Source organism: Balneola sp. (assembly GCA_002694685.1).
Lineage (GTDB): Bacteria > Bacteroidota > Rhodothermia > Balneolales > Balneolaceae > Gracilimonas.
This window is the reverse complement of the sequence record NZMW01000010.1, coordinates 310,776-334,280: the sequence shown is the minus strand read 5'-3', so window position 1 is coordinate 334,280 and position 23,505 is coordinate 310,776. Positions and strand designations below refer to the sequence as shown.

22 protein-coding genes are annotated in these 23,505 nt (G+C 41.7%); 15 read left to right on the top strand and 7 right to left on the bottom strand.

Translation table 11 applies throughout. The annotated features are described in order from the left end of the window. Positions 1–59 precede the first annotated feature (59 nt). The 5 genes from CL667_11150 to ribB all read left to right on the top strand — a co-directional run bounded on the left by CL667_11150 (position 60) and on the right by ribB (position 5,750). Positions 60–1,283, top strand: coding sequence for a hypothetical protein (locus CL667_11150; protein ID MAL18259.1), 1,224 nt, complete (start codon positions 60–62; stop codon positions 1,281–1,283). Positions 1,284–1,357: 74 nt separating this feature from the next. After that, entirely contained in the window at positions 1,358–2,980 is a 1,623-nt protein-coding gene (locus tag CL667_11145) for a choline transporter (GenBank protein MAL18258.1), read from the top strand. A gap of 12 nt (positions 2,981–2,992) precedes the next feature. Continuing rightward, positions 2,993–3,904, top strand: coding sequence for a hypothetical protein (locus CL667_11140; protein ID MAL18257.1), 912 nt, complete (start codon positions 2,993–2,995; stop codon positions 3,902–3,904). Positions 3,905–4,050: 146 nt separating this feature from the next. Beyond that, entirely contained in the window at positions 4,051–4,371 is a 321-nt protein-coding gene (yajC, locus tag CL667_11135; GenBank protein MAL18256.1) for a preprotein translocase subunit YajC, read from the top strand. Between the two features lie 197 nt (positions 4,372–4,568). Further along, positions 4,569–5,750 (top strand): 3,4-dihydroxy-2-butanone-4-phosphate synthase, encoded by a 1,182-nt coding sequence (gene ribB / locus CL667_11130; protein MAL18255.1) that lies wholly within the window; start codon positions 4,569–4,571, stop codon positions 5,748–5,750. A 19-nt stretch (positions 5,751–5,769) separates the two neighbouring features. Here the strand turns inward: ribB and CL667_11125 are convergent, their stop codons facing one another. Genes CL667_11125 through CL667_11115 form a run of 3 tightly spaced genes read right to left on the bottom strand, consistent with a single transcriptional unit; the run spans position 5,770 to position 9,941 of the window. Continuing rightward, the gene (locus CL667_11125; protein ID MAL18254.1) at positions 5,770–6,360 is read right to left on the bottom strand and encodes a hypothetical protein; all 591 of its coding nucleotides are present in this window, start codon (positions 6,358–6,360) and stop codon (positions 5,770–5,772) included. 10 nt (positions 6,361–6,370) lie between these two features. After that, on the bottom strand, positions 6,371–6,772 hold the full coding sequence (locus CL667_11120) for a molecular chaperone DnaK (GenBank protein ID MAL18253.1): 402 nt from the start codon (positions 6,770–6,772) through the stop codon (positions 6,371–6,373). A 10-nt stretch (positions 6,773–6,782) separates the two neighbouring features. Further along, positions 6,783–9,941: an isoleucine--tRNA ligase gene (locus CL667_11115; protein ID MAL18252.1), complete on the bottom strand. Its 3,159-nt coding sequence runs from the start codon at positions 9,939–9,941 to the stop codon at positions 6,783–6,785. 192 nt (positions 9,942–10,133) lie between these two features. Between CL667_11115 and CL667_11110 the strand changes: the two genes are divergently transcribed. From CL667_11110 to CL667_11090, 5 genes are all read left to right on the top strand, one after another. Continuing rightward, positions 10,134–10,655 carry a protein tyrosine phosphatase gene (locus tag CL667_11110; GenBank protein MAL18251.1) on the top strand — a complete coding sequence of 174 codons (522 nt, stop codon included), beginning with the start codon at positions 10,134–10,136 and terminating at the stop codon, positions 10,653–10,655. Continuing rightward, the gene (locus tag CL667_11105) at positions 10,652–11,506 is read left to right on the top strand and encodes a ketosamine-3-kinase (protein ID MAL18250.1); all 855 of its coding nucleotides are present in this window, start codon (positions 10,652–10,654) and stop codon (positions 11,504–11,506) included. The genes CL667_11110 and CL667_11105 overlap by 4 nt, the downstream gene beginning before the upstream one ends. Then, positions 11,499–12,242, top strand: coding sequence for a hypothetical protein (locus tag CL667_11100; GenBank protein ID MAL18249.1), 744 nt, complete (start codon positions 11,499–11,501; stop codon positions 12,240–12,242). The genes CL667_11105 and CL667_11100 overlap by 8 nt, the downstream gene beginning before the upstream one ends. Positions 12,243–12,475: 233 nt before the next feature. Beyond that, on the top strand, positions 12,476–13,198 hold the full coding sequence (locus CL667_11095; GenBank protein ID MAL18248.1) for an alpha/beta hydrolase: 723 nt from the start codon (positions 12,476–12,478) through the stop codon (positions 13,196–13,198). 9 nt (positions 13,199–13,207) lie between these two features. Beyond that, entirely contained in the window at positions 13,208–13,588 is a 381-nt protein-coding gene (locus tag CL667_11090; protein ID MAL18247.1) for a hypothetical protein, read from the top strand. Positions 13,589–13,595: 7 nt separating this feature from the next. Here CL667_11090 and CL667_11085 read toward each other — a convergent pair whose 3' ends face one another. Next, the gene (locus CL667_11085; GenBank protein MAL18246.1) at positions 13,596–13,844 is read right to left on the bottom strand and encodes a hypothetical protein; all 249 of its coding nucleotides are present in this window, start codon (positions 13,842–13,844) and stop codon (positions 13,596–13,598) included. A 116-nt stretch (positions 13,845–13,960) separates the two neighbouring features. Here CL667_11085 and CL667_11080 point away from each other — a divergent pair, with 116 nt between their 5' ends. Beyond that, positions 13,961–14,398, top strand: a complete 438-nt coding sequence (locus tag CL667_11080; protein MAL18245.1) for a response regulator — start codon at positions 13,961–13,963, stop codon at positions 14,396–14,398. A gap of 101 nt (positions 14,399–14,499) precedes the next feature. On the opposite strand, the gene CL667_11075 is transcribed toward CL667_11080, so the two are convergent. From CL667_11075 to CL667_11065, 3 genes are read right to left on the bottom strand one after another with little or no spacing between them, the layout of a single operon-like run. Beyond that, a complete protein-coding gene (locus CL667_11075; protein MAL18244.1) occupies positions 14,500–15,504 on the bottom strand; it encodes an oxidoreductase in 1,005 nt (334 codons plus the stop codon). Next, a complete protein-coding gene (locus tag CL667_11070; protein MAL18243.1) occupies positions 15,501–16,868 on the bottom strand; it encodes an aldehyde dehydrogenase family protein in 1,368 nt (455 codons plus the stop codon). The genes CL667_11075 and CL667_11070 overlap by 4 nt, the downstream gene beginning before the upstream one ends. Then, positions 16,869–17,690 carry a short-chain dehydrogenase gene (locus CL667_11065; protein ID MAL18242.1) on the bottom strand — a complete coding sequence of 274 codons (822 nt, stop codon included), beginning with the start codon at positions 17,688–17,690 and terminating at the stop codon, positions 16,869–16,871. Between the two features lie 118 nt (positions 17,691–17,808). Between CL667_11065 and CL667_11060 the strand changes: the two genes are divergently transcribed. The 4 genes from CL667_11060 (at position 17,809) to CL667_11045 (ending at position 23,436) form a co-directional block, all read left to right on the top strand. Further along, positions 17,809–18,891 carry a galactose oxidase gene (locus CL667_11060; protein ID MAL18241.1) on the top strand — a complete coding sequence of 361 codons (1,083 nt, stop codon included), beginning with the start codon at positions 17,809–17,811 and terminating at the stop codon, positions 18,889–18,891. 181 nt (positions 18,892–19,072) lie between these two features. Further along, positions 19,073–20,722, top strand: coding sequence for a hypothetical protein (locus CL667_11055; protein MAL18240.1), 1,650 nt, complete (start codon positions 19,073–19,075; stop codon positions 20,720–20,722). A gap of 75 nt (positions 20,723–20,797) precedes the next feature. Next, the gene (locus CL667_11050; GenBank protein ID MAL18239.1) at positions 20,798–23,041 is read left to right on the top strand and encodes a hypothetical protein; all 2,244 of its coding nucleotides are present in this window, start codon (positions 20,798–20,800) and stop codon (positions 23,039–23,041) included. After that, positions 23,038–23,436, top strand: coding sequence for a response regulator (locus CL667_11045; GenBank protein MAL18238.1), 399 nt, complete (start codon positions 23,038–23,040; stop codon positions 23,434–23,436). The genes CL667_11050 and CL667_11045 overlap by 4 nt, the downstream gene beginning before the upstream one ends. Positions 23,437–23,505 lie beyond the last annotated feature (69 nt).

Genomic DNA, 23,505 nt, shown 5'->3' with positions numbered 1-23,505 from the left:
ATGTTTTTATTAAGTTAATCTTCGTTCAAAATTTTAACTTTTTGTATAAAATCATGGACTTGCCACTATCTTTCCTAAAAAAGATTGTTTTCTCTGCTCTCTTTTTCTCTTTAACAAGTTTTGGATTTAGTCTGCAGGCGCAGGAATCCGAAGAATCTGATGACTTTCTTGACATTGGAGGCGCCCTCCGCCTCAACTTCTTTCATACAGATTATGGGGGTGACAAAAACCCTAACGACACCCAGTTTACTTTTGACACCTGGAGAATCAATGTCCACGGTGAAAAAGACGGTGTAGGGATAAATTTTGAGTATCGATTCTATCCCACTTTCAATACCCATTTTATAAAGCAGGGTTGGTTCTACTATAATTTTTCTGAGCGGACCAATCTTCAAGTTGGAATTACGCAGGTGCCCTTTGGTAATCTTCAGTATAATTCTCATAACTGGTGGTTTCAGGGAGGGTATTATGTAGGTCTTGAAGATGATCACGACATGGGCTTTAAGCTGACTCACTCCAAAGATAACTGGACTCTCATGGCGGCTTACTTTGTGCAGCCAGAGCCTTCCGGTCCGGCTTACGGATCTGCTTCTTTTGGAATTGGAGGTTCCGGCCGTTACTCATACGATATTATCCCAATTACCGGAGACAAACCTTGGGATTATGTACTTGGTGACAATGAAATCCCCCAGTCTAATCAGGAGAAAAATCAATTTAATCTGCGATATACTTATGACTTTGCCCACAACAATAACAACACAAAACTTGGGGTTTCGGCCCAGTTTGGCGGGTTGTATAACTCGGTGCAAGAAGAAACTAAAAGACACATCGCTTTAGCTACTCATTTGGATGGCAACTACGGAAACTTCAATGTTAAAGCTCAATACGCTTTCATGGAGCATCAGGTAATTAACGATGCAGGGCAGGGTGTAGATTATTTATACATGGCTGCTTATGGAGACCCCTATGCCGTGGCTTCTGAAATGAATATCTATACATTGGGGATCGCTTATTCTTGGGATGTTGACTTTGGCCCGGTTTCAAACTTGAATTTCTATGATGACTATACTTATTTCGATAAGGCAGCTTCAGGGTTCAACGATACCCACCAAAATGTTTTGGGCGTTCTGGCCTCTATGGGGGATATGTATGTTTACTTCGATATAGCTTCGGGACTTAATCACCCCTGGCTAACCGATCAGTTTGGAACCGGTTTGGCACAAGGTTCAAATGACCCACGACTTAACACCCGCTTCAATATCAATATCGGATATTATTTCTAAAGGGCGTGGTTAGATACTTGAAACGACTTCTCTAACCGGAATATCTAATTTTAATTATTATTAAATAAGATCTTATGGCACTTCGCGGTAATGAAAAGGACACCGGTAAAAAAACCGGGATTAACAAATATTTCGACATTCATAAGCCTGTTTTTTGGCCGTCTGTAATTCTTATTACAGCCATGATCGTAACCACCCTGCTACTGGGAGATCAAGCTGAATCAATTTTTAGTGCTGTTCAAACAGCTATTACTGATGCAGGAGGATGGTTTTTCATCATTTCCGTTAACATTTTCCTCATCTTCTCTTTATTCATCGCCTTTAGCCGGTTTGGAAATATTCGCTTAGGTGGGGAGGATGCCGAAACCGATTTCAGCACGATGGCATGGTTTGCAATGCTCTTTAGTGCAGGAATGGGTATTGGTATTATGTTCTGGAGTGTTGCTGAACCGATTTTCCATTTCCTCTCACCACCTATGGCAGAAGGAGAAACAATCGAGGCTGCACAGCAAGCTATGAATTTAACCTATCTCCACTGGGGTTTTCATGCCTGGGGAATTTATGCGATTGTAGGTCTTTCACTCGGTTTCTTTGCCTTTAACAGAAACCTTCCGCTTTCTTTTCGATCTGTGTTTCACCCACTTATTGGTGATCGCATTAAGGGATGGATGGGAGATGTAATTGACACCCTGGCTGTACTAGCCACTTTATTTGGATTGGCTACTTCCCTTGGGCTCGGTGTTTTACAAGTCAGCGCCGGCCTCGATCACGTCTTCGGGTTACCGGATAATATCTATATGCAGGTTGGTATTATCATAGCCATCACGGCTGTAGCAACCGGATCTGTTATTCTCGGAATTGACAAAGGAGTCCGCGTTTTAAGTGAAATGAATATTCGGATTGCAGCCCTATTCTTGGTTTTTGTGATATTAGTTGGGCCTACTATTTTCATTTTTGATTCCTTTATCCAAAACTTTGGAGGATACTTAAGTTCCGTCAGTACGTTTAGCTTCTGGACTGAATCTTACTCTGATACCGACTGGCAAAGTTCCTGGACTATTTTTTACTGGGCTTGGTGGATATCCTGGTCTCCTTATGTTGGGATGTTTATCGCCAGAATTTCAAAAGGCCGTTCCGTTAAAGAATTTATACTTGGCGTGCTTATTGTTCCAAGTATCATCACTTTTTTATGGATGTCTGCTTTTGGTGGTTCTGCCATCAACCTCGAAATGGCTGGCATAGGAAATATTGGAGATGCGGTAAATGATAATGTAGCTACCGCACTTTTTGTATTCCTCGAGCAGTTTCCTCTGGAGATGGTGACTTCTATTATCGCCATCGTATTGATTCTCAGTTTCTTTGTAACCTCTTCCGATTCCGGATCATTGGTTATTGATGGACTAACGAGTGGTGGAAAACTTGATGCTCCGGTTGGGCAGCGGATTTTCTGGGCTCAAACCGAGGGATTAGTTGCTGCCATTTTATTAGTTGGTGGAGGACTAAATGCTTTACAGACCGCATCCATCAGTACCGGCCTGCCTTTCGCCCTTATTTTGTTAGTGATGTGTTACAGTTTATACCAGGGGTTGAGGCGCGAGTACAAAGAGAATCAGCTAAAAATAAAAGACAAGGATCGAGACGATTATAAAGAGATTGTCAAAAAAGCGATCAAGAAACAAAAAGAAGAACAAGAGTAAAGGAGTCCTATTATGAATTCGTTTGACCATTGGTTTGTATGCTTAGACTTATCCAAGATGGATGATATTCTTGTTGGATATACCAAATTTTTAACCTCGGTAATTGAACCTAAAACCATTTCATTTTTACATGTTGTGGAGTCAGGCTCTGTCGCAAAAGAGATGGTGGATTTATTTCCTGAAATTGAAAACAGTGATGATTTTGAGGATGTTATTCGAAAAGAACTATCAGACAAAGTCGATGAGCATTTTGAAAACTCTGACATCGAAACCCGACTTATTATTAAGGAAGGCCGTCCCACTGACGAAATCATCGAAATGATGAAAACCATGGATCCTGATCTGATGTTGATGGGTAAGAAAACCGGATATGTTGGTGAAGGGGTTATTGCTCGCCGAATTGTCAAATACGTCCCTTCTTCTATATTATTTGTAACCGAGAACAGCCGGTATGCAATGGAAACCATCTTAGCGCCGGTCGATTTTTCTCCGCAATCTGCTAATGCCGTTAAATTGGCTCGAAATATGGTAGAATCACAAAATGGTTCTGTGCGGGCACAACATGTTTTTAAATACCCATCGCAATTTTTCCCTTACATGCCAAGTGAGGATGAGACTAAAAAGATCCGCAATCACATTGAAGAGCAAAAAAATGAGTTCATTGAAGAGAATAATCTCCCCGATGATGTGAAGTTCACTCTTACACTTCATAAAGAAGGGCGGGTTGGCGATGAAGTATATGATGAAGCGGTTCGCAATCAGGCTGACTTAATCATTGTTGGTTCGAAGTCAGATAAAAAAATTACCAGTATCCTGCGGGATGATTTCATTGACAAGATGACCTATTATTCTTTCGGTATCCCATTACTCATCGTTAAGAATAAGCAGAAGCACCAAAAATTCCTTAAGACCTTGTTTAGCTAGGGTTCTACATTACAGAAGTGCTCTGGCTTTCTGTTCCCCTAAATGGAATTGGCACACGGTTTATAGAAAAGGTTTTATATCGTCATTGAGTGTAGGAATTTGTATCTTTTCCATGCAAAAAGATAACCGCACACTAATCAATGACTATGCAATTTCTACCTTTATTTTTTATGGGAAATCCCGGCGACGAAAGTGCCGGCATCATCAACCTGGTATTCCTTGGTGCTATATTTCTGGTTTTCTACTTCTTTATTATCCGCCCACAGAGCAAACGCCAAAAAGAGATTAAAGAAAAAGTTGATGGGATGAAAAAGGGTGACAAAGTTGTTACTTCTTCAGGTATCATCGGCATTGTTGATAAAATTGAAGAAACCGAACTTCTTGTTGATGTTCACAGTGGAACAAAAATCCGCATGCTAAAATCAGCGATTTCTGACGTAAATCCGAATAAGCAGGATAAAGATTAAGTACTGTTTCAATGTTTTCGCTCTTTGCGCCCGCTAGATCTTCAGAGAAGAAAGTCATCGCAAAGAGTCTCATACTTTGATGAATATCATCGTTATGAATTTGAAATCCTTCGCGTTAAAAAATGGTTCATAATCTGACTTCCCAATGGTTCAGGATGACAATTAGTTGAATCATACACTAAATTCAATAAAACACTATGAGTCAGGAATTTCACTTTAACTCCATCCCGGAAGCCATTCAGGAAATCAAGAATGGCAAAATGGTCATTGTTATAGATGATGAAGACCGTGAGAATGAGGGTGATTTCCTCATGGCTGCAGAGATGGTGACTACCGAAGCGATTAACCTGATGATTACCCATGGTCGGGGTTTAGTCTGTGCCCCCATCACTAAAGAAAAAGCCGACAAGCTCCATCTTCGCCATATGGTGCAGGAAGGAGCCGACCCTGATGAGGCAAACTTCACGATCTCAGTAGATCATAAACGACAGACGACTACCGGGATTTCGGCAGCAGATCGTGCAAACACCATTCGAGAATTAGCCAGCGATAATTCCAAACCCGTAGACTTTCGCCGACCGGGGCATGTTTTTCCATTGCTCTCTGCTGAAGGCGGAGTATTACGACGTGCCGGACATACCGAAGCTGCTATCGACCTTGCCCGACTTGCAGGCTTAAAACCCGTGGGCATTATTTGTGAAATCATGAAGGATGACGGCGAAATGGCTCGTGTACCTGATCTCATAAAAATGGCTGATGATTTCAAGATGAAGATCATAACCATTAAAGACCTGATCGCCTATCGCAATGAAAATGAGTCGTTAGTACACGAAGTTATGGATGTTAATCTCCCGACTATGTATGGAGATTTTAGTCTCCGGGCTTTTAAAGAGAAACTAACCGGAGACATTCACCTTGCACTTACTAAAGGAACATGGAGCAAAGAAGAACCAGTTCTTACAAGAGTACATTCTTCAGATTTGATTGGAGATATCTTCGGAGCCCGAAATAAAGATACAAGTGAGCAGCTTCATCAAGCCATGCTACAGGTTGAACGCGAAGGACAGGGTGTAGTTTTATATATGAATCGAAATCAGCGCGGCTCGGTTTTAGTAAATCAGCTCAAAACGCTCAAGGCCTTGCAGCAGGGCAAAGTTGGAAGTAATGAGGAAGATATCAGTCCCCGTGGAGACACCCGTGATTACGGAGTTGGAGCTCAGATTCTGCGCAGCCTGGGTATCAGAAAGCTAAAGCTAATGACAAACAACCCCGTCAAGAGAATTGGGATAAAGAGCTTTGGGCTGGAAATAGTAGATCAGGTTGAAATTGAAGATAATTTCGATTTTTCCGCTCAAAAATATCCTTTCGAAAAAGAATAAAAAGACTTTCTTCAGTTAACTAAACTATTCCTTTAGGGTCTTTGGCTGGTTCATCAAGCTCCATCTCAGGTTCTGCTTCAGAATCACTTTCAGCTTCCGGTTCAATAAAGAATCGTTTATTGAATATCAGAAGCACAATAATGGAGCACGAAATAGCAATGTCAGCTACATTAAAGATATAAGGAAAAACGGTCCAGTCGCCAATTTTAAGAGAGAAGTAGATAAAGTCTACGACGTGGCCATCCAGCATTCCTCCATAATCCATGATCAAAGCCATAAAAAGCCGGTCAGAGATATTCCCGAAAGCACCACCTATAATTAATCCCATACAAACCAAGTAGCCCAAGCTGGCTTCATTCAGGCTTTTCAAGATATAAATCAGAATTCCGGAAACAGCTAAGATCGCGATAGTGCTTATCACGGGTGTAGAAATAAAATCTAAACCCAGAGCCATCCCAGGATTCTTGGTAAAATAGAACTGTAGCCATCCTTCAATGAGGACCTTGTTTTGCAGTTCAGGAGTCGTCCGAACCATCCATTTCGTAATCTGGTCTATAACCAGCACGATAGTAGCCGGAGCAAATAAAGCGAGCAGTTTTTTTTGGGTCAAACCGTCTGGATTATCGGCGTTTAAGTTTTGCGTCGATGCTAAGCTGGGTATGAGGCACAGCTTCTAGACGACCTTTGGCAATTTTGTTGCCGGTCACCTTGCAAACACCATAGGTTTTATTGTCGATGCGCTTGAGCGCGTCATCCAAGTATTTCACAAACTTGCGGGTTCGATTAAAAAGCATGTATGTTTTTTCACGCTCTTGAGCATCGGTTCCTGCATCAGCCATGTGATATGAATAAGCGGATTCATCCGAAGCATTTTCCATACTTTCGCGCAGTGTTCGCTGTAAAGCATTTAACTCTTCTTCGGCATCTTCCATTTTTTTGATAATGATTTCACGGAAATATTCCAGCTCTTCATCACTGTATGGAGATTTTCTTTCGTCGTTATTTGAATCTTTAGTAGCCATAGCTGCTTAGTTATGAATTAATATTTCGTCGGATGGAGATGGTGCACTCTTCCTCTCCAATTTCCCAGTTTTTTGTGAAGTCTGAAACTTCTAATTCTGAGATTTGAATTTCTTCCGCCAGTGTCTCTTTCTTAATATAGTCACTCATTGAAACAACGGCTTCCTTGATTTTGTCCGCACCGGTAAAACCGATAGAAATACGATCTGTGACTTCAAAATTAGCCTCTTTACGCATATTCTGAATTCGGTTCACAAATTCACGGGCAATACCTTCCTGAACAAGCTCTTCACTCAGATCGGTGTCAACAGCAACGCTTAAGCCGCCTTCCGTTTCAACGGTCCAGCCTTCAAGACCGGTTCTTACGATCTCCAAGCCCTCAGAGTCGATACGAATAGTTTCACCATCAACATCTAAATCAATCCAGCCTTCTTTCTCAAAGTTCGTAATTTCTTCCGTTGAAAGCTCTCCAATTTTCGCGGCAACTGCCTTCATTTTTGGTCCGAGTCTCTTACCTAAAACAGGATAGTTAGGTTTCGCTGACTTACGAACTATTCCAGAGTCGTCATCCACAAACTGGATGTCTTTAACGTTCACCTCTTCTAATATTATGTCACGAACCGACTCAATGGCTTGTCGTTCGCTTTCATCCTTGATTGGGAGGATAATTCTTGCAAGTGGCTGACGAACGTTCATTTCAATCTGGTTTCTAACCCTCAATACGATATATGATATCAGGCGAGCCATTTCCATTTTGTGTTCCAGCGCCTTGTTAATTGCTGTTTCCTCCACAGTTGGAAAGAATGAAATATGTACCGACTCTTCATCCTGCCCGGTAACTTCATTCAGCTTCTGATAGAGCCATTCACCTACAAAAGGCGCAATTGGGCTAATCAGCTTACTGAGATTGCTCAGGCATTCATAGAGTGTTTGATAGGCTGCCGTCTTATCAAGTGTGTTTCCTTCTTTCCAGAAACGACGTCGATTTCGGCGCACATACCAGTTACTCAGTTCTTCTACAAAATTCTCTAATTCACGGGCGGCTTTTGTAGGCTCATAATCTTCGTAGTGCTCTTCAACCATTTTAACGGTTGAATTCAGCTTTGAAATCACCCACTTATCTATCTCAGGACGATCCGCAATTGGGATTGCTGTTCCTGAAAAAGTGAACCCGTCAATATTCGCATACATCGCGAAGAAAGAGTAGGTGTTTACAATGGTGTTGAAAAATTTACGCTGAACTTCTCTGAGCCCGTCATGACTGAATTTGAGATTCTCCCATGGGGAAGAATTGCTCATCATGTACCAGCGTACAGTATCGGCTCCAAATTCCTGAATAACCTCAAAAGGATCTACGGTATTTCCTTTAGATTTACTCATTTTCTCGCCATTCTCGTCCAAAACCAGCCCGTTGGAAACTACATTTTTGTAGGCCTCCTCATTAAAAAGCATGGTTCCAAGTGCATGAAGGGTGTAAAACCAACCACGAGTTTGATCAACCCCTTCAGCAATAAAGTCCGCGGGGAAGTTGTAGCTGAATTCATGATCATTTTCGAAAGGATAATGCCATTGGGCAAAAGGCATTGCGCCGGAATCAAACCAAACATCCAGTAAATCCGGGATACGACGCATGGTTCCGCCATCAGGGCCTTCCCAAGTCAATTCATCTATAAATGGGCGGTGAAGATCAATTTCAGCATCTTCTTCCAGGCCGGCTTTTTCCCGAAGCTCCGCCATACTCCCAATACATTCTACATAATCAGGATCTTTATCACTTACCCAAATTGGAATGGGTGTTCCCCAATAACGCTGTCGGGAAACTGCCCAGTCAACATTATTTTCCAGCCAGGTTCCAAAGCGACCGGTTCCGGTGCTTTCCGGCTTCCAGTTAATTTTTTTATTCAGTTCGACCATCCGGTCTTTTACCTTCGTAGTCTCGATAAACCAAGACTCTACGGGATAGGACATCAGCGGAGTTCCCTTTCTCCAGTCAAACGGGTAGTTGTGAACCATCGTCTCATGCTTATACATGAGGTTCTTTTCTTTGATGGCTCGGGCAATATCTTTATCCGCCTCTTTGAACCATTGCCCTTGAAAATCAGGAGCTTTTTCGGTGAATTTTCCGTTTCCATCAATAGGGTTAAACATTGGAATGTCAGACTTTTTACATGACTCAAAGTCATCCGCACCAAAAGCAGGAGCCGTGTGTACCACACCTGTTCCGTCTTCAGTAGTCACATAGTCAGCAGGGATTACTTTCCATGCATCTGATTTCTCATATTCCTCAAAAGCATATTCAAAAACAGGGTCATAGGTTTTGTGAAGTAGCATTGAGCCCTTCATTTCTTCCTGAATGATGTAATCCTCACCCAAAACTTCTTCTACACAATCTTTAGCCATGATAAAGGTCTCATCAAAATGACCAACCTTTACATAATCCAGATTGGGATTAACGGCCAACGCCATGTTAGAAACAATGGTCCAGGGAGTGGTAGTCCAGGCAAGGAAATACGTGTCTTCCTCGCCATCCACCTTAAATTTCACATAAATAGACGGATCTTGGGTTTCCTTATATCCCAAACTCACTTCATGAGAAGAAAGCACGGTTCCGCTACCCGGTGAATACCACTGTATTTTATATCCTTTGTAAACGAGGTTCTTCTCGAATAGCTTATTGAATGCCCACCAAACTGATTCGATGTAATTATTATCGAAGGTGATGTACGGATTTTCCTGGTCTACCCAGTAGGCCATTCGGGATGTAAGTTCATCCCATAAATCCTTGTATTTGAGAACACTTTCGCGGCACTTGGCATTATATTTTTCTATGCCATATTCCTCAACCTGTGCGCGACCTTCAAGGCCTAACTCTTTTTCAATCTCGATCTCAACGGGGAGTCCGTGAGTATCCCAGCCGGCCTTGCGTTCTACCCTAAACCCTTTGAGGGTTTTGTAACGGCAGAACATATCCTTAACCGTACGGGCCATCACATGATGGATGCCCGGCTTACCGTTCGCGGTAGGGGGACCTTCAAAAAATGTAAAGGGAATCCCATCCTCACGCGTTTGGAGGCTTTTCTTAAATATCTTGTTCTTCTTCCACCAATTCAGAGTTTCTACTTCTGATTTTGGGAAGCTTAACTGCTTAATCTCTTCGAATTTTTTTGCCATAAAAAACTTAGTTCCGGCGAATAGTTATAAGCCTCAAATATACAAAATATCAGAGAAAACCATGTACCCACTTCACTCAAAAAAATCTAGGGTTTGACCATAAGGCTTAAGCGATGGTTAATTAGCTTCTTTTTTAGGATGAAATGCTGGCTTTCAAGGGCTACCTTTCGTAAAAACTAAATACAATTATCTGTGTCTAAACCTTATCATCATCCCATTTCAAAAGAGAACCCCTATAAACTCGTATTTGTCTGTCTAGGCAATATTTGCCGAAGCCCAACTGCTGAGGGCATCTTCATACATAAAGTTAAAGAGGCTGGACTGGAAGATTATTTTTATATCGACTCCGCAGGTACTGCTGCATACCATGTGGGCGAATCAGCTAATAGTAAGAGCCAGGCAACTGCAAACAAGCATGGTATTCACTTACCATCAAAAGCCCGGAAGTTTGAGTATGCTGATTTTGAAGATTTCGATCTTATCCTTGCAATGGATTCCGAAAACTTATCAAATATCAAGGAGTTAGACCGAAAAAATCGTTTTTCGGATAAAATTAAGATGATGCGCGAGTTTGACCCCAGCCCCGGCAACGGTGAAGTACCGGATCCTTATTATGGTGGATTGGAAGGTTTTGAAAATGTGTTTCAAGTCCTGAACAGAAGTTCCGAAGCGCTGCTGGAAGAACTCGAACCACTCATAGAAAAAGAGTCATGATTCCTGAGGAAATTATTGAACAACTGCAGTCTAAACTTAATGTGGAGGTAGCTTCACAAAAGTCCGTCCACGGCGGCGATATTAATCAGGCTGGAAAAGTTGAGCTGTCTTCAGGGAAAACGCTATTTGTTAAGTGGAATGATTCTGCTCCAAGCGACATGTTTGAAGCTGAGTCTCAGGGCTTGAAGCTGCTTAATTCAGCAGAGTCAGGGATTGAAATTCCATCACCCTTATTGGTTACAGAATCTTTTCTTGTGCTTGAGTGGGTGGAAGAAGGAGGCGGAAAAAGCACCTCTTCCTTAGAATTTGGAAAGAAATTAGGACGACTTCATAAGTCAACCTCTGATTACTTTGGGCTTGATTACGACAATTATATCGGCAAGCTTCCTCAATCAAATACCAAGCACTCCAACTGGTTCGACTTTTTTGCCTTGGAGCGGATTGAGCCTCAGGTTCGGATGGGAATTGAGTCCGGAAAGCTTTCACGCCCCATCCTTAAAAGTGTAGAAGGATTCTATAAAAAACTAGGCTCCATTCTACCAACGGAGAAGCCTGCTTTACTTCATGGCGATTTGTGGAGTGGAAATTTCATGTTTACAAAATCCGGTGGAGTTAGCATTTATGATCCGGCTGTATATTATGGTCACCGTGAAATGGACCTTGCTATGACTCGCCTTTTTGGTGGATTTTCGGCTAACTTTTATGAAGGATATAACGAACAATTCCCCCTTTCCGGAGGATTTGACAGCCGGGTATCCATCTATAATTTATATCCGATTTTAGTACACGCTAATTTATTTGGCGGGAGTTACTGCCGCCAGGCTGAGAACATCATAAATCGTTATGCCTGACTTGCCCTTCAAACGCATTATTTGTTTAGTTCCTAGCCTCACCGAGCTGTTAATAGACCTGGGGTTAAAAGACCAGATTATTGGAAGAACCAGGTTTTGTATTCATCCTGAAGGTGAAGTGGAGGATATTGAGATTATTGGGGGTACAAAAAACCCTAACCTGGAAAAAATTGTCGAACTAAAGCCAGACTTCATCCTCGCAAACAAAGAGGAAAACCGGAGAGAAGACATTGAGGTATTGGAGAAGTATTCTGAAGTGAGGGTTACTGAAATTGAGTCTATTCAGGATGCTATTCTTGAAATTAGTGCTCTGGGCGAAAAGCTTGGAGTAAGTGATCTTGCACAGAGTCTAGTTCAAAAGATTACCGGCTTGCTTAATGACCGACCTTCAACAGAAACACTTTCTGCAGCTTATTTAATCTGGAAAGATCCATGGATGACGATAGGAAACGACACTTACATTCATGATGTCCTTCACAAGTATAATCTCAACAATGTGTACGGGCTGAGCAAAAGATATCCCAAAACCACATTGAAGGATTTGGCAGATAAGAATCCTGATTTAATTTTGTTAAGCAGTGAGCCTTTCCCTTTCAAAGAAAAGCATGTGAAAGAATTAAAGAAGGCTTGTCCTGATTCAAAGATAAAACTGGTTAATGGTGAGTGGTTTAGCTGGTATGGATCCGGGATGGTTGAAGCCTTCTCTGAACTTAATCAATGGCGAGCATCTCTTTAATTTTCTTTCTGCTATATTGCTAGCCATTGATAATATATAATGTCACTTCCATGAAACCTGCTTACCACCTGGTAGTTCTATCAACTTTGCTCATTGTTACTCTATTTTCTACGGGATGCCAAACCGATAAACTTGAACGAGTATCCTACATAAGTCAAATTGAAGGAGAGGAGCGGGACTATTACCTCTATCTCCCCAACGGATATGAATTCTCGGATAAGGACTGGCCCGTACTGCTCTTTTTACATGGAAATGGAGAGCGTGGAAATGGCAAAAATGAGCTTGATTTCGTTTTAAAACACGGACCTTTGATGGAAGCCTGGGCTTATAAGAAAGACCTTCCTTTTATCATCATTTCACCTCAGCTTCATATGTTTGGAATGGATGAAACAACTTCCTACCTGAATGATCGAGATACAACTACTATCCCTCGCAGACTGGAGGAGGGCTTGCCAGACAGAGAACCTTTCTTTGGAACCCCCGAAACAATGGATGGTGCCGAAAGTGAACTAGCTGAATATGTTACCCTGCCAAATGGCTGGGATAAAGTAGATCAGGATCTAATGGGTATGATTGACCATGTTCTTGGTAATTACAGAGCAGATTCTAATCGTGTTTACCTTTCAGGACTTAGTTATGGAGGATTCGGTACATGGCATTTAGCCAGTTCCTATCCTGACCGTTTTGCTGCTATTGCACCCGTTGTTGGCTGGGGTCATCCAGATTTAATGGAACCGATTGCTGAACATGATATTCCGGTATGGGCTTTTTCAGGTGGTAGAGACCCAGTTGTCAGAACCAAATACTTCTATCCGGGGATCAATAAATTAGAAGAATTGGGGCACACTAATGTCCGCTTCACAACTCATGAAGATATGGGGCATGATGCATGGAAACGTATTTATGGAGGCGATGACTTATATAACTGGCTTTTAGAACAACAACTAGAAGAGTAAGCGACAAGTATGTCTGTGGTTTTAAATTTTATTGAAAGCCACGAGGGAAATCAGCGGGAAGTGATGCTTTACTTTCATAACCTGCTTACGGCCTACCCAACGGTTACTGCATCCATTAAATATCGGATTCCATTCTATGATCAGAAAACCTGGGTGTGCTACCTAAGTCCGCTTAAAAATGGCAAAGTTTCCTTGTCTTTTATCCGGGGATACGAGCTTTCCAATGAGCAAGGTTTGCTGGAGAGCAAAGGAAGAAAACAAGTGTTAAGCGTAGATTTTGAAAAGGTTGACGAAATCCCCAAAAACACAATTCGTGAGGTCATCAACGAGGCTTTATTCCTTGACGAGACAATACCTTATCAACCAAAGGGAAAACGAATTCAGGAATGATAAGCCGTTAACAAACTTTCCCTGTTTCAGGATTGATATAACATCCATCCCCACTAAGCGATCGCTGCTGATTTAATTCTGCCTTCAACTCATCAACCCATTTTTCTATATGTGACTCTCCTTTATACACCCTGCCACTCTCTTCGATATAGGGCAAACCCTTTTCTTCAGCACCATGAATTTCTGTTTTATAAGAAATAACCAAATCATCTAGTTGCTCTTTTAGCTTCATTGAGCTTTGATCTCCTTCTTTCATGTGCAATAGAATCATGTTTTAACCTAATATTTAGTTTATTTAAAATTAGCTTAACCACCCTACAGGATAAATAATTTTACTAGACATTGCCTTTATTAAAAAACTCTAATATATTAATGTTAGAGAATTTTAACGTTGTGGGTTTAAAAGTTAGGACAGACATGACAAGAGTAATGATCATAGAAGATGACCCTTTACTTTCAATAGTAGAGGAGAAACTGGTAATCAAGCTTGGGTATGAAGTGGTAGGTAAAGCTAAAAGTGGAGAAGAAGCCCTTCAGAAGGTTAAAGAATATAATCCCTCCATTTTGTTAATGGACATCCAGCTTTCCGGAGAACTTAGTGGTATTGAAACAGCACGCGAACTGAGAATGCAAAAATTTGATGCTCCTGTCATCTTTTTATCAGGTGATGACAGCTCCTTTATAGTAAATCAGGCTAAGGATATTGAGTTCATCGACTTCTTGCTTAAGCCGGTTTCAAAAGATGACCTTTCCATCTCATTACAAAAAGCTGAACACCGTCTTGATTCCGAAAATCAGTTTGCTGCATAAAAATTTTAGATCAAACATATACCCATAACTACATAAAGTAGCTTGATCGCTGCTTTTATGTCTACCAAGCCGACGCAATTATTTGTGTCGGCTTTTTTTATTTAATCTGTGTCGTGTTTTAGAACTACCCTTCCAGTTTGGCCTCCTTGCAGAATCCGATCAATTTCATCTTGCAAACCTTCCAAGCCCACAACCTTGGCATATTTTTGTGGAAGTTTTCCCCAATTTAGTTCCGCTATAGATTGCCAAATCTTTAACCTCATGGGCATTTTGCAAATAGCTGAATCGATACCCAGCAGGCTCACCCCACGAAGTATGAAAGGATAAATACTCGTTTCGACATTGTGACCCAAAATATTACCACAGCAAGCTACAGCTCCATCATGATTAGTTTGCCGAATTACGGCATCCAGCATTTTACCACCAACCGTTTCGATAGCTCCATTCCACTCCCTGCTTAACAGAAAGCTGTCTTTAACATTTGTCACCTCATCACGGTGAATAACTTCTGAAGCTCCAAGGTCTTTTAGAAAATCTTGCTCGTCCATTTTTCCTGTTGCCGCAATTACATCGTAACCTAATTCCGATAAAAAGAACACAGCCAGTGATCCCACTCCACCCGTTGCTCCGGTTACTAAAATTTTACCATTTTGGGGTGAAATTAACTCCCGCTGCAATCGCTTAAGCCCATACATCGCTGTGAAGCCGGCAGTGCCACAAGTCATTGCTGTTTCCAGGTCCAATCCTTCGGGTAGTTCTACAACCCAATCAGCAGGCACTCGAATAAGCCCTCCAAATCCTCCCGGAGTATTAGAGCCTAAGTCTTGCCCGGTGACAATCACTTTCTGCCCTTCTTTAAATTTTCCTGAAGCATCTTCTAACACCACACCGGACGCATCAACTCCCGGAACATGCGGATAATTTCTGGTCACCCCTTTATTCCCCGAGGCAGAGAGTCCATCTTTATAATTCAGTGAGGAATAGTGAACCTGAATAAGCACTTCATGTTCAGGTAAAAAAGAAATGGGAATACTTTTTATTGATGACGAAAATTCACCCTCTGATACCTCTTCAACAAAAAATGCTTTGAATGTTTCTGTACTCATTTTAGAACTCGTTTTATCCATTTCAACTTCCCTTCATATGGCGCATACCGAAATGGAATATCCAGCCAAAAGGATTTTTTCATGATGCTTTTAGTGTGTGAAAACGTCTCAAAACTTCGCTTTCCATGATATGCTCCCATCCCACTGCTTCCAACTCCTCCAAATGGCAGATTATGATTCCCAAGGTGAGCAAGAGTATCATTTATTGCTCCGCCTCCAAAAGAGCATTTTTCTAATACTGCATTTTCGGCTTCCGTTTTCTTAGTGAAAAGATATAGCGCTAATGGCTTGGGCTTTGATTTTATCATGTCAATAGCCTCAGGCAGCTCATCAAAAGTCAGCACTGGAAGAATAGGGCCGAAAATTTCTTCTTCCATGATTTCCGCTCCCTGCCTTATATCTGTCAAAACAGTTGGAGATATGTAACTACCGTTTGAATCAGTATCACCTCCCAAAAACACCTTCCCATCATCTAAATAGCCGACAAGCCTGTTAAAATGATCTTCATTCACAATTCTCGGGTAATCAGGGCTTTTCTTTGGATCATTACCGTAAAATTCAGTGACTGCGTTTTCGAAATTTTCCAGAAACTTCTTTTCGATAGATGACTGAACTAAAAGATAATCAGGAGCGACACAGGTTTGTCCGGCATTTACAAATTTACCCCAGGCTATTCTTCGAGCAGCTGTTTCTAAGTCCGCACTTTCATCGACAATACACGGGCTTTTACCGCCTAACTCTAAGGTTACCGGTGTTAGATTTTTTGCAGCAGCCTCCATCACAAGTTTGCCAACCCGGGTACTTCCCGTAAAAAATATATAATCAAAATCCTGAGCAAGCAGCTCTTTATTTGTTTCTACCCCTCCTTCAACAACGGCCACAAACTCCTCTTTAAACCATTTCCCTACGATTTCTTTTAATGCACGCGAAGTATTCGGTGTTAGTTCAGAAGGCTTGATTACTACCGTGTTGCCTGCAGCTATTGCACCTACTACAGGAAGCAAAGCCAGCTGAACCGGATAATTCCAGGGAGCAATAATCAACACTGAACCATACGGCTCAGCTACGGTATAATTTTTGGAGGGAAAATTAACCCACGACCCAGATACTTTTTGTGGTTTGGTCCATTTCTTCAGCTTTTTAAGCACATAGCTGATTTCATTGTAAAGAATGCCAATCTCCGTAGCATACATCTCCAACTCAGGCTTTTTGAAGTCGTTGTACACCGCCTGATTAAACTCTTGTTCATGCTGAGTGAGCATTTTCTTCAGAGTTTCCAGCTGGTGAATTCTAAAATCCACCGACTTTGTTGCACCGGATCTGAAGTAGGTCCGCTGTCGATCCAACAATTTCATTCCGTCCATTTAATGATCCGTTTTTCTGCCAATAAAAGTATTCATAGAATCATAAACACCAAAAACTTTATCTGCTATAAAATCATAAGCCTTGGCCGGCAGTATGCCTTTCAGAAAAGGGGTCAGCTTCACCATAAAAGGCTCTCGCAAACGTGCTTTCCCCCTTTCTACCGCATCCAAGATCTTAGTTGAAATATCTTCCGGATCAAGAAGCGGCATTAACAACGGGGCCGTTACTCCCGCAAACATTCCAGTATTAATATAGCTGGGCATCACCGTGAGTACTTTTACGGGTTGTTCATTTTTTTGAAGCTCGAGATTTAATGACTCTGACCACCCAACTGCTGCCCATTTACTTGCAGCATACACCGTCATTCCCGGGTTTGGAGTCAACCCTGCAGCCGAGGCAATGTTAATTATATATCCATATCCGCTCTCAATCATGGCTGGTAAGAAAGCACGGGCTACATACATCAGGCCAAGACTGTTCACACTCATCGTTTTTTTGATATGGTCCATGGTATGGTTTTCAAACTTCTCGCCAACAACAATTCCGGCATTATTGAATAAAATATCTACGGTGCCGTGCTCTTGAAGTACCCGTTCGGCTGCTGCTTGCACCTCTTCAGCATTGCTCACATCCACCAAGTCGGTTACTACGGTATTTCCTTCTTTGGAAAGGCGTTTTGCTGCTTCCAGCATTTTATCTTCATTAACATCCCAAATAACCAACTTCTGAGCACCGCGCTCGAGTGATTTCCTCCCCATGAGAAGGCCTATTCCGCTGGCTCCGCCAGTTATTAGAACTATTTTATTATTAAAAGAAGACATAGAAAAACCGTATATTTAAGGCTTGAAATTAAACAAATACTGAACACTTTTTTGGAATGCCAAAGTGCAAGTGTTCAGGCAGAATTAAAAATCAGACTTTAAGTCAATTATTCATACAATGAAAAGAATCTTATTACTTCTAACACTATCAATTTTAGTAGCCTCGTGCCAACAGGCGCCTAAGCAGGTTACTTTGAATTGGTCACAGGCAGACTCCCTTCCTACTGAGATCGCCAATAATGCTGTTTCTGCTGCTCAGGTAGATGGCGACTGGTACCTATACACCTTCTTAGGACTTGAGAAAGGAAAGACCTTTGAAGATGTCAGCGATTATGCTGCAAGCTATAATGTTACCGAAGGCATTTGGAATGAAATTCCAGGAGTTCCTGACGAAACCGGCCGATTAGCAAGTACAGCAGAATATGTAGATGGCAAAGTCTATATTTTCGGTGGTTATACAGTTGCAGAAGATGGCTCCGAAGTTTCTACTGAGGAAGTCTTTATGTACGACCCCGTTGCTAATTCCTATGAAGAGGTAGCTAATATGCTCCTTCCTGTAGAAGATGCTGTATCACTTGTTTACCAAGATCGCTACATCTATCTCATTAGTGGCTGGAACAACACGAACAATGTATCGAATGTACAGGTTTACGATACCCAAACTAATTCCTGGAAGCATGCTACTCCATATCCTGGCCCTCCGGTATTTGGGCACGCAGGTGGAATTGTTGGAAACACCATGGTTTTATCGGACGGAGTACAGTCTGTTATTGATGAAGGTGAACAAATTTTCCTAATGTCGCCCGGCAGTATTAAAGGTGAAATTGATGCCGAAAATCCAGAAATGATTAACTGGAGCCGAATCAAACAACATCCTGGAAAAGCACGCTATAGAATGGCTGCTGTTGGGGTAGACTCTCCCGTAGAAATGGTTGTTTTTGTAGGTGGCTCAACAAATCCTTACAACTACAATGCTATCGGTTATAATAAGCAACCTGCTTTCGCTGAAGGTTCAGCTTTTGCTTACCGCTTAGACACTGAAGAATGGGTGGAACTTGGAGAGATGCCAACTGCTACTATGGATCACCGGGGCATCGCCAAAGCCGGTAATGAATTTTATCTCATTGGCGGAATGCAAAATGATCAGCTTGTAAGCAGCTTGGTTCAAAAGTTTACGGTTGAACTGAAAGCGGCTAACTAATTTTGTGATTTTGATTAAAAATCAACCCTTCCGTTCTGGATTGGGGTATTTTTATCAGGATTACTGATGTTATTCAGGCGAAGGGTGCTGATATGTTTAAGCACACCCTTGCCTTTTTTTATACATTTTGTGAGCTATATCAGTTACATTCAGCACATCAACTAAGCCTAACATTTCCTTTATGAAATCATTCTTTTCGATAATTGCAGCATCCCTATTTTTGGTTTCCTGCAATACCTCCCCCGCAGATCAAGCTGCCCAAAGTATTAATAAAGATTCGCTGCTTCGGCACATCGAGACCCTTTCTTCTGATGAATTCATGGGCCGCGCTACTGGTACTGAAGGAGAGCAAATGACGGTTGATTACCTTGTTTCTGAATTTGAAAGTATGGGTGCTGAACCTGCCGCCGGTAATGGAAGCTATATACAAGAATTCCCTTTGCTTGGGCAAACAACTTCAAACGCTGAAATGTCAGTGGCTACAAACGGTCGTTCTCCATTTGCTTTGCAATATTATGATGAATTCATGGCCTGGCCTGCAAATCAAGCCGAAGAAGTAGACATACGTAACGCTGAGTTGGTGTATGTTGGATATGGAATTCAAGCTCCGGAAGAAGACTGGGATGATTTTAAAGGTGTGGATGTAAAGGGTAAAATCTTAGTTATAAAAAATAACGATCCTGAATTTTCTGAAGATGTTTTTGCCGGAACCACCCGCCTGTACTATGGTCGGTATTCTTACAAATATGAAAAGGCTAAAGAAATGGGTGCGTTAGGTGCCATCATTATTCACACAGACGAGACCGCAGGCTATGGCTGGAACGTGGTTGCTAATGGCTGGAGCCGCGAGCGTTTCTACCTGGAAGGAGCAGGCAATGCCTCAACTTCTGCTACTGAATTTAACGGCTGGCTAACTTATCAGGCTTCTCGATTACTTTTTGAGGAAGCGGGACTTAATTTACCTGACTTAATGGAAGCTGCTGATAGCCGCGATTTTGCGCCTGTTGAGCTAAATGGCGTTCGAGTAAATATGGAGATGGACGCCAACTATCGCAGCATAGATGGGCAAAATGTAATTGCTAAAGTAGAAGGCAATGATCCTGAGCTTAAAGACGAATATCTCATTCTAACAGCCCATTTAGACCACCTTGGTATCACCCAATCTGTGGAAGGAGATTCCGTCAATAACGGCGCTTCTGATAATGCAGCTGGCGTTAGTGCTTTACTTGAGATGATGGAAGCGTATAAATCCATTCAACCCACCATAAAAAGAAGTGTGATTGGCTTGGTGGTCAGTGCTGAGGAAGTTGGGCTTTTGGGATCACAATATTGGGCTGAAAATCCTACCGTTGCTCCCGGAAAGGTTACAGCTAACATCAATCTGGATGGAATGAATGTTTATGGAGAGACAAAGGATGTAGTTATTATTGGCTATGGCAGGAGTTCTTTCAGCGACTTGCTTGAAGAAGAAGCTCAAAAGCAAGGCCGCACCGTAAAGCCAGACCCATACCCCGAGCGCGGCTATTTCTACCGATCCGACCATTTCAACATGGCCAAAATTGGAATCCCTGCAATATTCCCCAACGCTGGTACAGAGTACATTGGAAAGGGTGACAACTTTTTAGCTTTGAGAGACAGCGTGGCGGATGCAAATTACCACACCGTGAATGACGAAATTAACCAATACTGGGATTTAGCAGGGGCTGAAGTTGACACTCGATTGTTCTTTCTAACCGGCTTCAGAGCTTTGAATGCCGATGAATTACAAACCTGGAATGCCGGTGACGAGTTTGAAGCTACCCGCTTGCGAATGATAGAAGAAAGCCGATAAGGAACAATCACTTTAATTTCTGCTAAGTATTTATAAGTAATTTTTCTTCCTGCAGATGAGTATAAATTCAGCACTATGAAAGATCTCAAAACTCAAGAAACTACTATTGAACAAGCTTATTGGTCTTGGGATGTCTCTGATGATACTTTATCGCTTAGTAACACCTTCTCCTCTTTCTTTGGATGTACCCCCGATGACTTACCTGATCAATTCAACGAGGCAGAGTCTTTCTTTAGCAGCAGTGACTTAAAAAAATTAAAAGCCACTCTTGAAGAACATTTGAGTAGTCATCAAAAAAAGCCATTTCATGTAAAAACTACCCACAATGACATTCATGATAATGAAGCATTTACCTTGGAATGGAGAGGTGAAGTCATTGATTGGGATAACGATAAACCTCTCGTAGTAGCCGGAGTTGCGGAAAAAATAGTTAACCCCGATCATAAATATATTTCATTCCGGGAGAAGGCTATTCTTTTTGAAAAGCTGATGCACAACCTGCCGGACAGCATTTATTTTAAGGATCTTGAGAGCCGCTTTACTGTTATTAATGAAAGCTGTGCTGAAAAATTTGGGCTGGATAGTCCAGAAGATGTAGTGGGTAAAACGGATTTTGACTTTTTTGAAGAACGCCACGCTCAAGCAGCTTATGATGATGAACAAAGGATTATAGAGACCGAAGAACCCATTATCCATAAAGTTGAAAAAGAGTCTGTTTCGGAAACCGGGGAAGGTGAGACTTGGGCATCAACCACAAAAATGCCTTTGTACAATGATGAGGGAGAAGTAGTAGGTACGTTTGGGATTACGCGTGATGTAACGAGTCAGCAAAAAGCAGAGGAAGAATTAAGGCGCAATGAAGCCATGATTTCCAGACTTTCCGATCAGGTTCCAGGGTTTTTCTACCTCTACCACCAAACAACAGAAGACAAGGCCTATTTCCCCTATGCAAGTGCCGGCATTCGAGATATTTATGAGCTAAATCCTGAAGATGTAAAAGAAACTATTACTCCCATTGCTAACCGAATTCATGAAGAAGATTTGACCCGGGTAGCCGAATCTATAGAACAGTCTTTTCAAACACTGGAAAAATGGGATATTGATTATAGAGTAGTTCTGCCCGAAAAAGGTCTCCGTTGGGTCCGCGGGAAGGCGCGTCCAGAAAAGCAGCCTGATGGTTCTGTAATAGGTTATGGATATATAACCGATATCACAGAGGAGAAGGAGGCTTTTGAAAGTATTGCCCGTCTCCGAAAGCAGCTTCAGCAAGTCATCGATTTTGCGCCAAACTTGATCTTCATCAAAAATATTGACGGTGAATATCTGATGGCTAATGAGTCTGCCGCAACATTTTTTGGAGAGACAACGACCAGTATTGTTGGAAAAACCGATGTCGAAATCGGGGTCTCTGAAGAGCGAGCAAGACACTATTTGGAAGCTGATCGATTAGTTATACAGAGCAAAGAAGTGCACCACCTTCCTGAAGAAGAAACTACACTACAGGACGGCTCTGAGGTTTGGCATCAAACTATTAAAGTCCCCTTCTTTAATACTGATTCCGGGAAGCCGGCCGTCTTATCTGTTGTTACTGATATTACACAGCTGAAGAAAAAAGAGATTGAGCTAAATAGTAGCCTTGATATCATTGGAGAGCAAAATAAACACTTAATGAATTTTGCACATATTGTTTCTCATAATCTTCGGAATCATGCGGGCAATATTTCTATGCTCTTATCTCTTTATGACATGGAAGAATCAGATACCGAAAAAGAAGAGTTGCTGGAACATCTTGGAGTTGCCTCAAAAAGACTGAATGAGTCCATTTCAGACTTAAATGAAATCATTGATCAGCAGTACAGCTCTAAAGGTGAGATGAAGACCTTAAACCTTAAAGAGACTGTTAATAAAATTGAGGAAATCCTCACTACAGAACGGCTCGCTAATAATGTGAATATTCAAAAAGATATTCCAGCCAATCTTAGTCTGAAATATAATCCTGCTTATCTGGAAAGTATTGTTCTCAACTTATTATCAAATGCTATAAAATACCGCCACCCTGATCGTAAGCCTGAGGTTGCTGTTAAAGCTGAAGAACGGGAAGGCAGTGTGCATCTCGAAGTTTCGGATAACGGTTTAGGAATAGATCTCGAAAAGCATGGGGAGAAATTATTCGGAATGTATAACACCTTCCACCAAAATAAGAATTCGAAGGGGATTGGCCTTTTCATTACCAAAAACCAAATTGAGTCTATGGGAGGTTCTATAGACGTCCAAAGCAAACCCAACGAGGGGACAACTTTTAAAATTAAACTATCATGAGTTCAATGAAGAGCGTTTGTATTATTGACGACGACAAAATTTACACCTACGGGGTTTCAAAGATTATCAAGAATCACCTTCCTGATAATGAAATTATGTCCTTTGAAAATGGACGAAAAGCGCTCGAAGGCATCAAAGAAATACAGGCTTCCGATCAAGAACTGCCGGACTTAATTTTACTGGATATTGATATGCCAGAAATGAATGGCTGGGATTTCCTGAAGGCTTTTCAATCCATAAGAGACAAAGCGGATAAAGAAATTCAAGTTTTTGTTATCAGCTCACAAGTTGATAAAAGAAGTGAAGACCTTTTCCGTGTTGAGTGGGATGAAAAAGTATCTGACTTCATTCAAAAGCCCGTTGGCATAGATAGCCTGAAGAGCTTGTTAGCCTAACCAAAGCGCTTACATAGAGTGGGTTTATACTAAGCATAGAGTAATACTGCCACCTCATAATATTGGTTC

Coding starts and splice junctions, on each gene's coding strand:
- CL667_11145 (MAL18258.1), top strand. CDS start 1,358: ATGGCACTTCGCGGTAATGAAAAGGACACCGGTAAAAAAACCGGGATT.
- CL667_11140 (MAL18257.1), top strand. CDS start 2,993: ATGAATTCGTTTGACCATTGGTTTGTATGCTTAGACTTATCCAAGATG.
- yajC (MAL18256.1), top strand. CDS start 4,051: ATGCAATTTCTACCTTTATTTTTTATGGGAAATCCCGGCGACGAAAGT.
- ribB (MAL18255.1), top strand. CDS start 4,569: ATGAGTCAGGAATTTCACTTTAACTCCATCCCGGAAGCCATTCAGGAA.
- CL667_11120 (MAL18253.1), bottom strand. CDS start 6,772: ATGGCTACTAAAGATTCAAATAACGACGAAAGAAAATCTCCATACAGT.
- CL667_11115 (MAL18252.1), bottom strand. CDS start 9,941: ATGGCAAAAAAATTCGAAGAGATTAAGCAGTTAAGCTTCCCAAAATCA.
- CL667_11105 (MAL18250.1), top strand. CDS start 10,652: ATGATTCCTGAGGAAATTATTGAACAACTGCAGTCTAAACTTAATGTG.
- CL667_11100 (MAL18249.1), top strand. CDS start 11,499: ATGCCTGACTTGCCCTTCAAACGCATTATTTGTTTAGTTCCTAGCCTC.
- CL667_11090 (MAL18247.1), top strand. CDS start 13,208: ATGTCTGTGGTTTTAAATTTTATTGAAAGCCACGAGGGAAATCAGCGG.
- CL667_11085 (MAL18246.1), bottom strand. CDS start 13,844: ATGAAAGAAGGAGATCAAAGCTCAATGAAGCTAAAAGAGCAACTAGAT.
- CL667_11080 (MAL18245.1), top strand. CDS start 13,961: ATGTTAGAGAATTTTAACGTTGTGGGTTTAAAAGTTAGGACAGACATG.
- CL667_11075 (MAL18244.1), bottom strand. CDS start 15,504: ATGAGTACAGAAACATTCAAAGCATTTTTTGTTGAAGAGGTATCAGAG.
- CL667_11070 (MAL18243.1), bottom strand. CDS start 16,868: ATGGACGGAATGAAATTGTTGGATCGACAGCGGACCTACTTCAGATCC.
- CL667_11065 (MAL18242.1), bottom strand. CDS start 17,690: ATGTCTTCTTTTAATAATAAAATAGTTCTAATAACTGGCGGAGCCAGC.
- CL667_11060 (MAL18241.1), top strand. CDS start 17,809: ATGAAAAGAATCTTATTACTTCTAACACTATCAATTTTAGTAGCCTCG.
- CL667_11055 (MAL18240.1), top strand. CDS start 19,073: ATGAAATCATTCTTTTCGATAATTGCAGCATCCCTATTTTTGGTTTCC.
- CL667_11050 (MAL18239.1), top strand. CDS start 20,798: ATGAAAGATCTCAAAACTCAAGAAACTACTATTGAACAAGCTTATTGG.
- CL667_11045 (MAL18238.1), top strand. CDS start 23,038: ATGAGTTCAATGAAGAGCGTTTGTATTATTGACGACGACAAAATTTAC.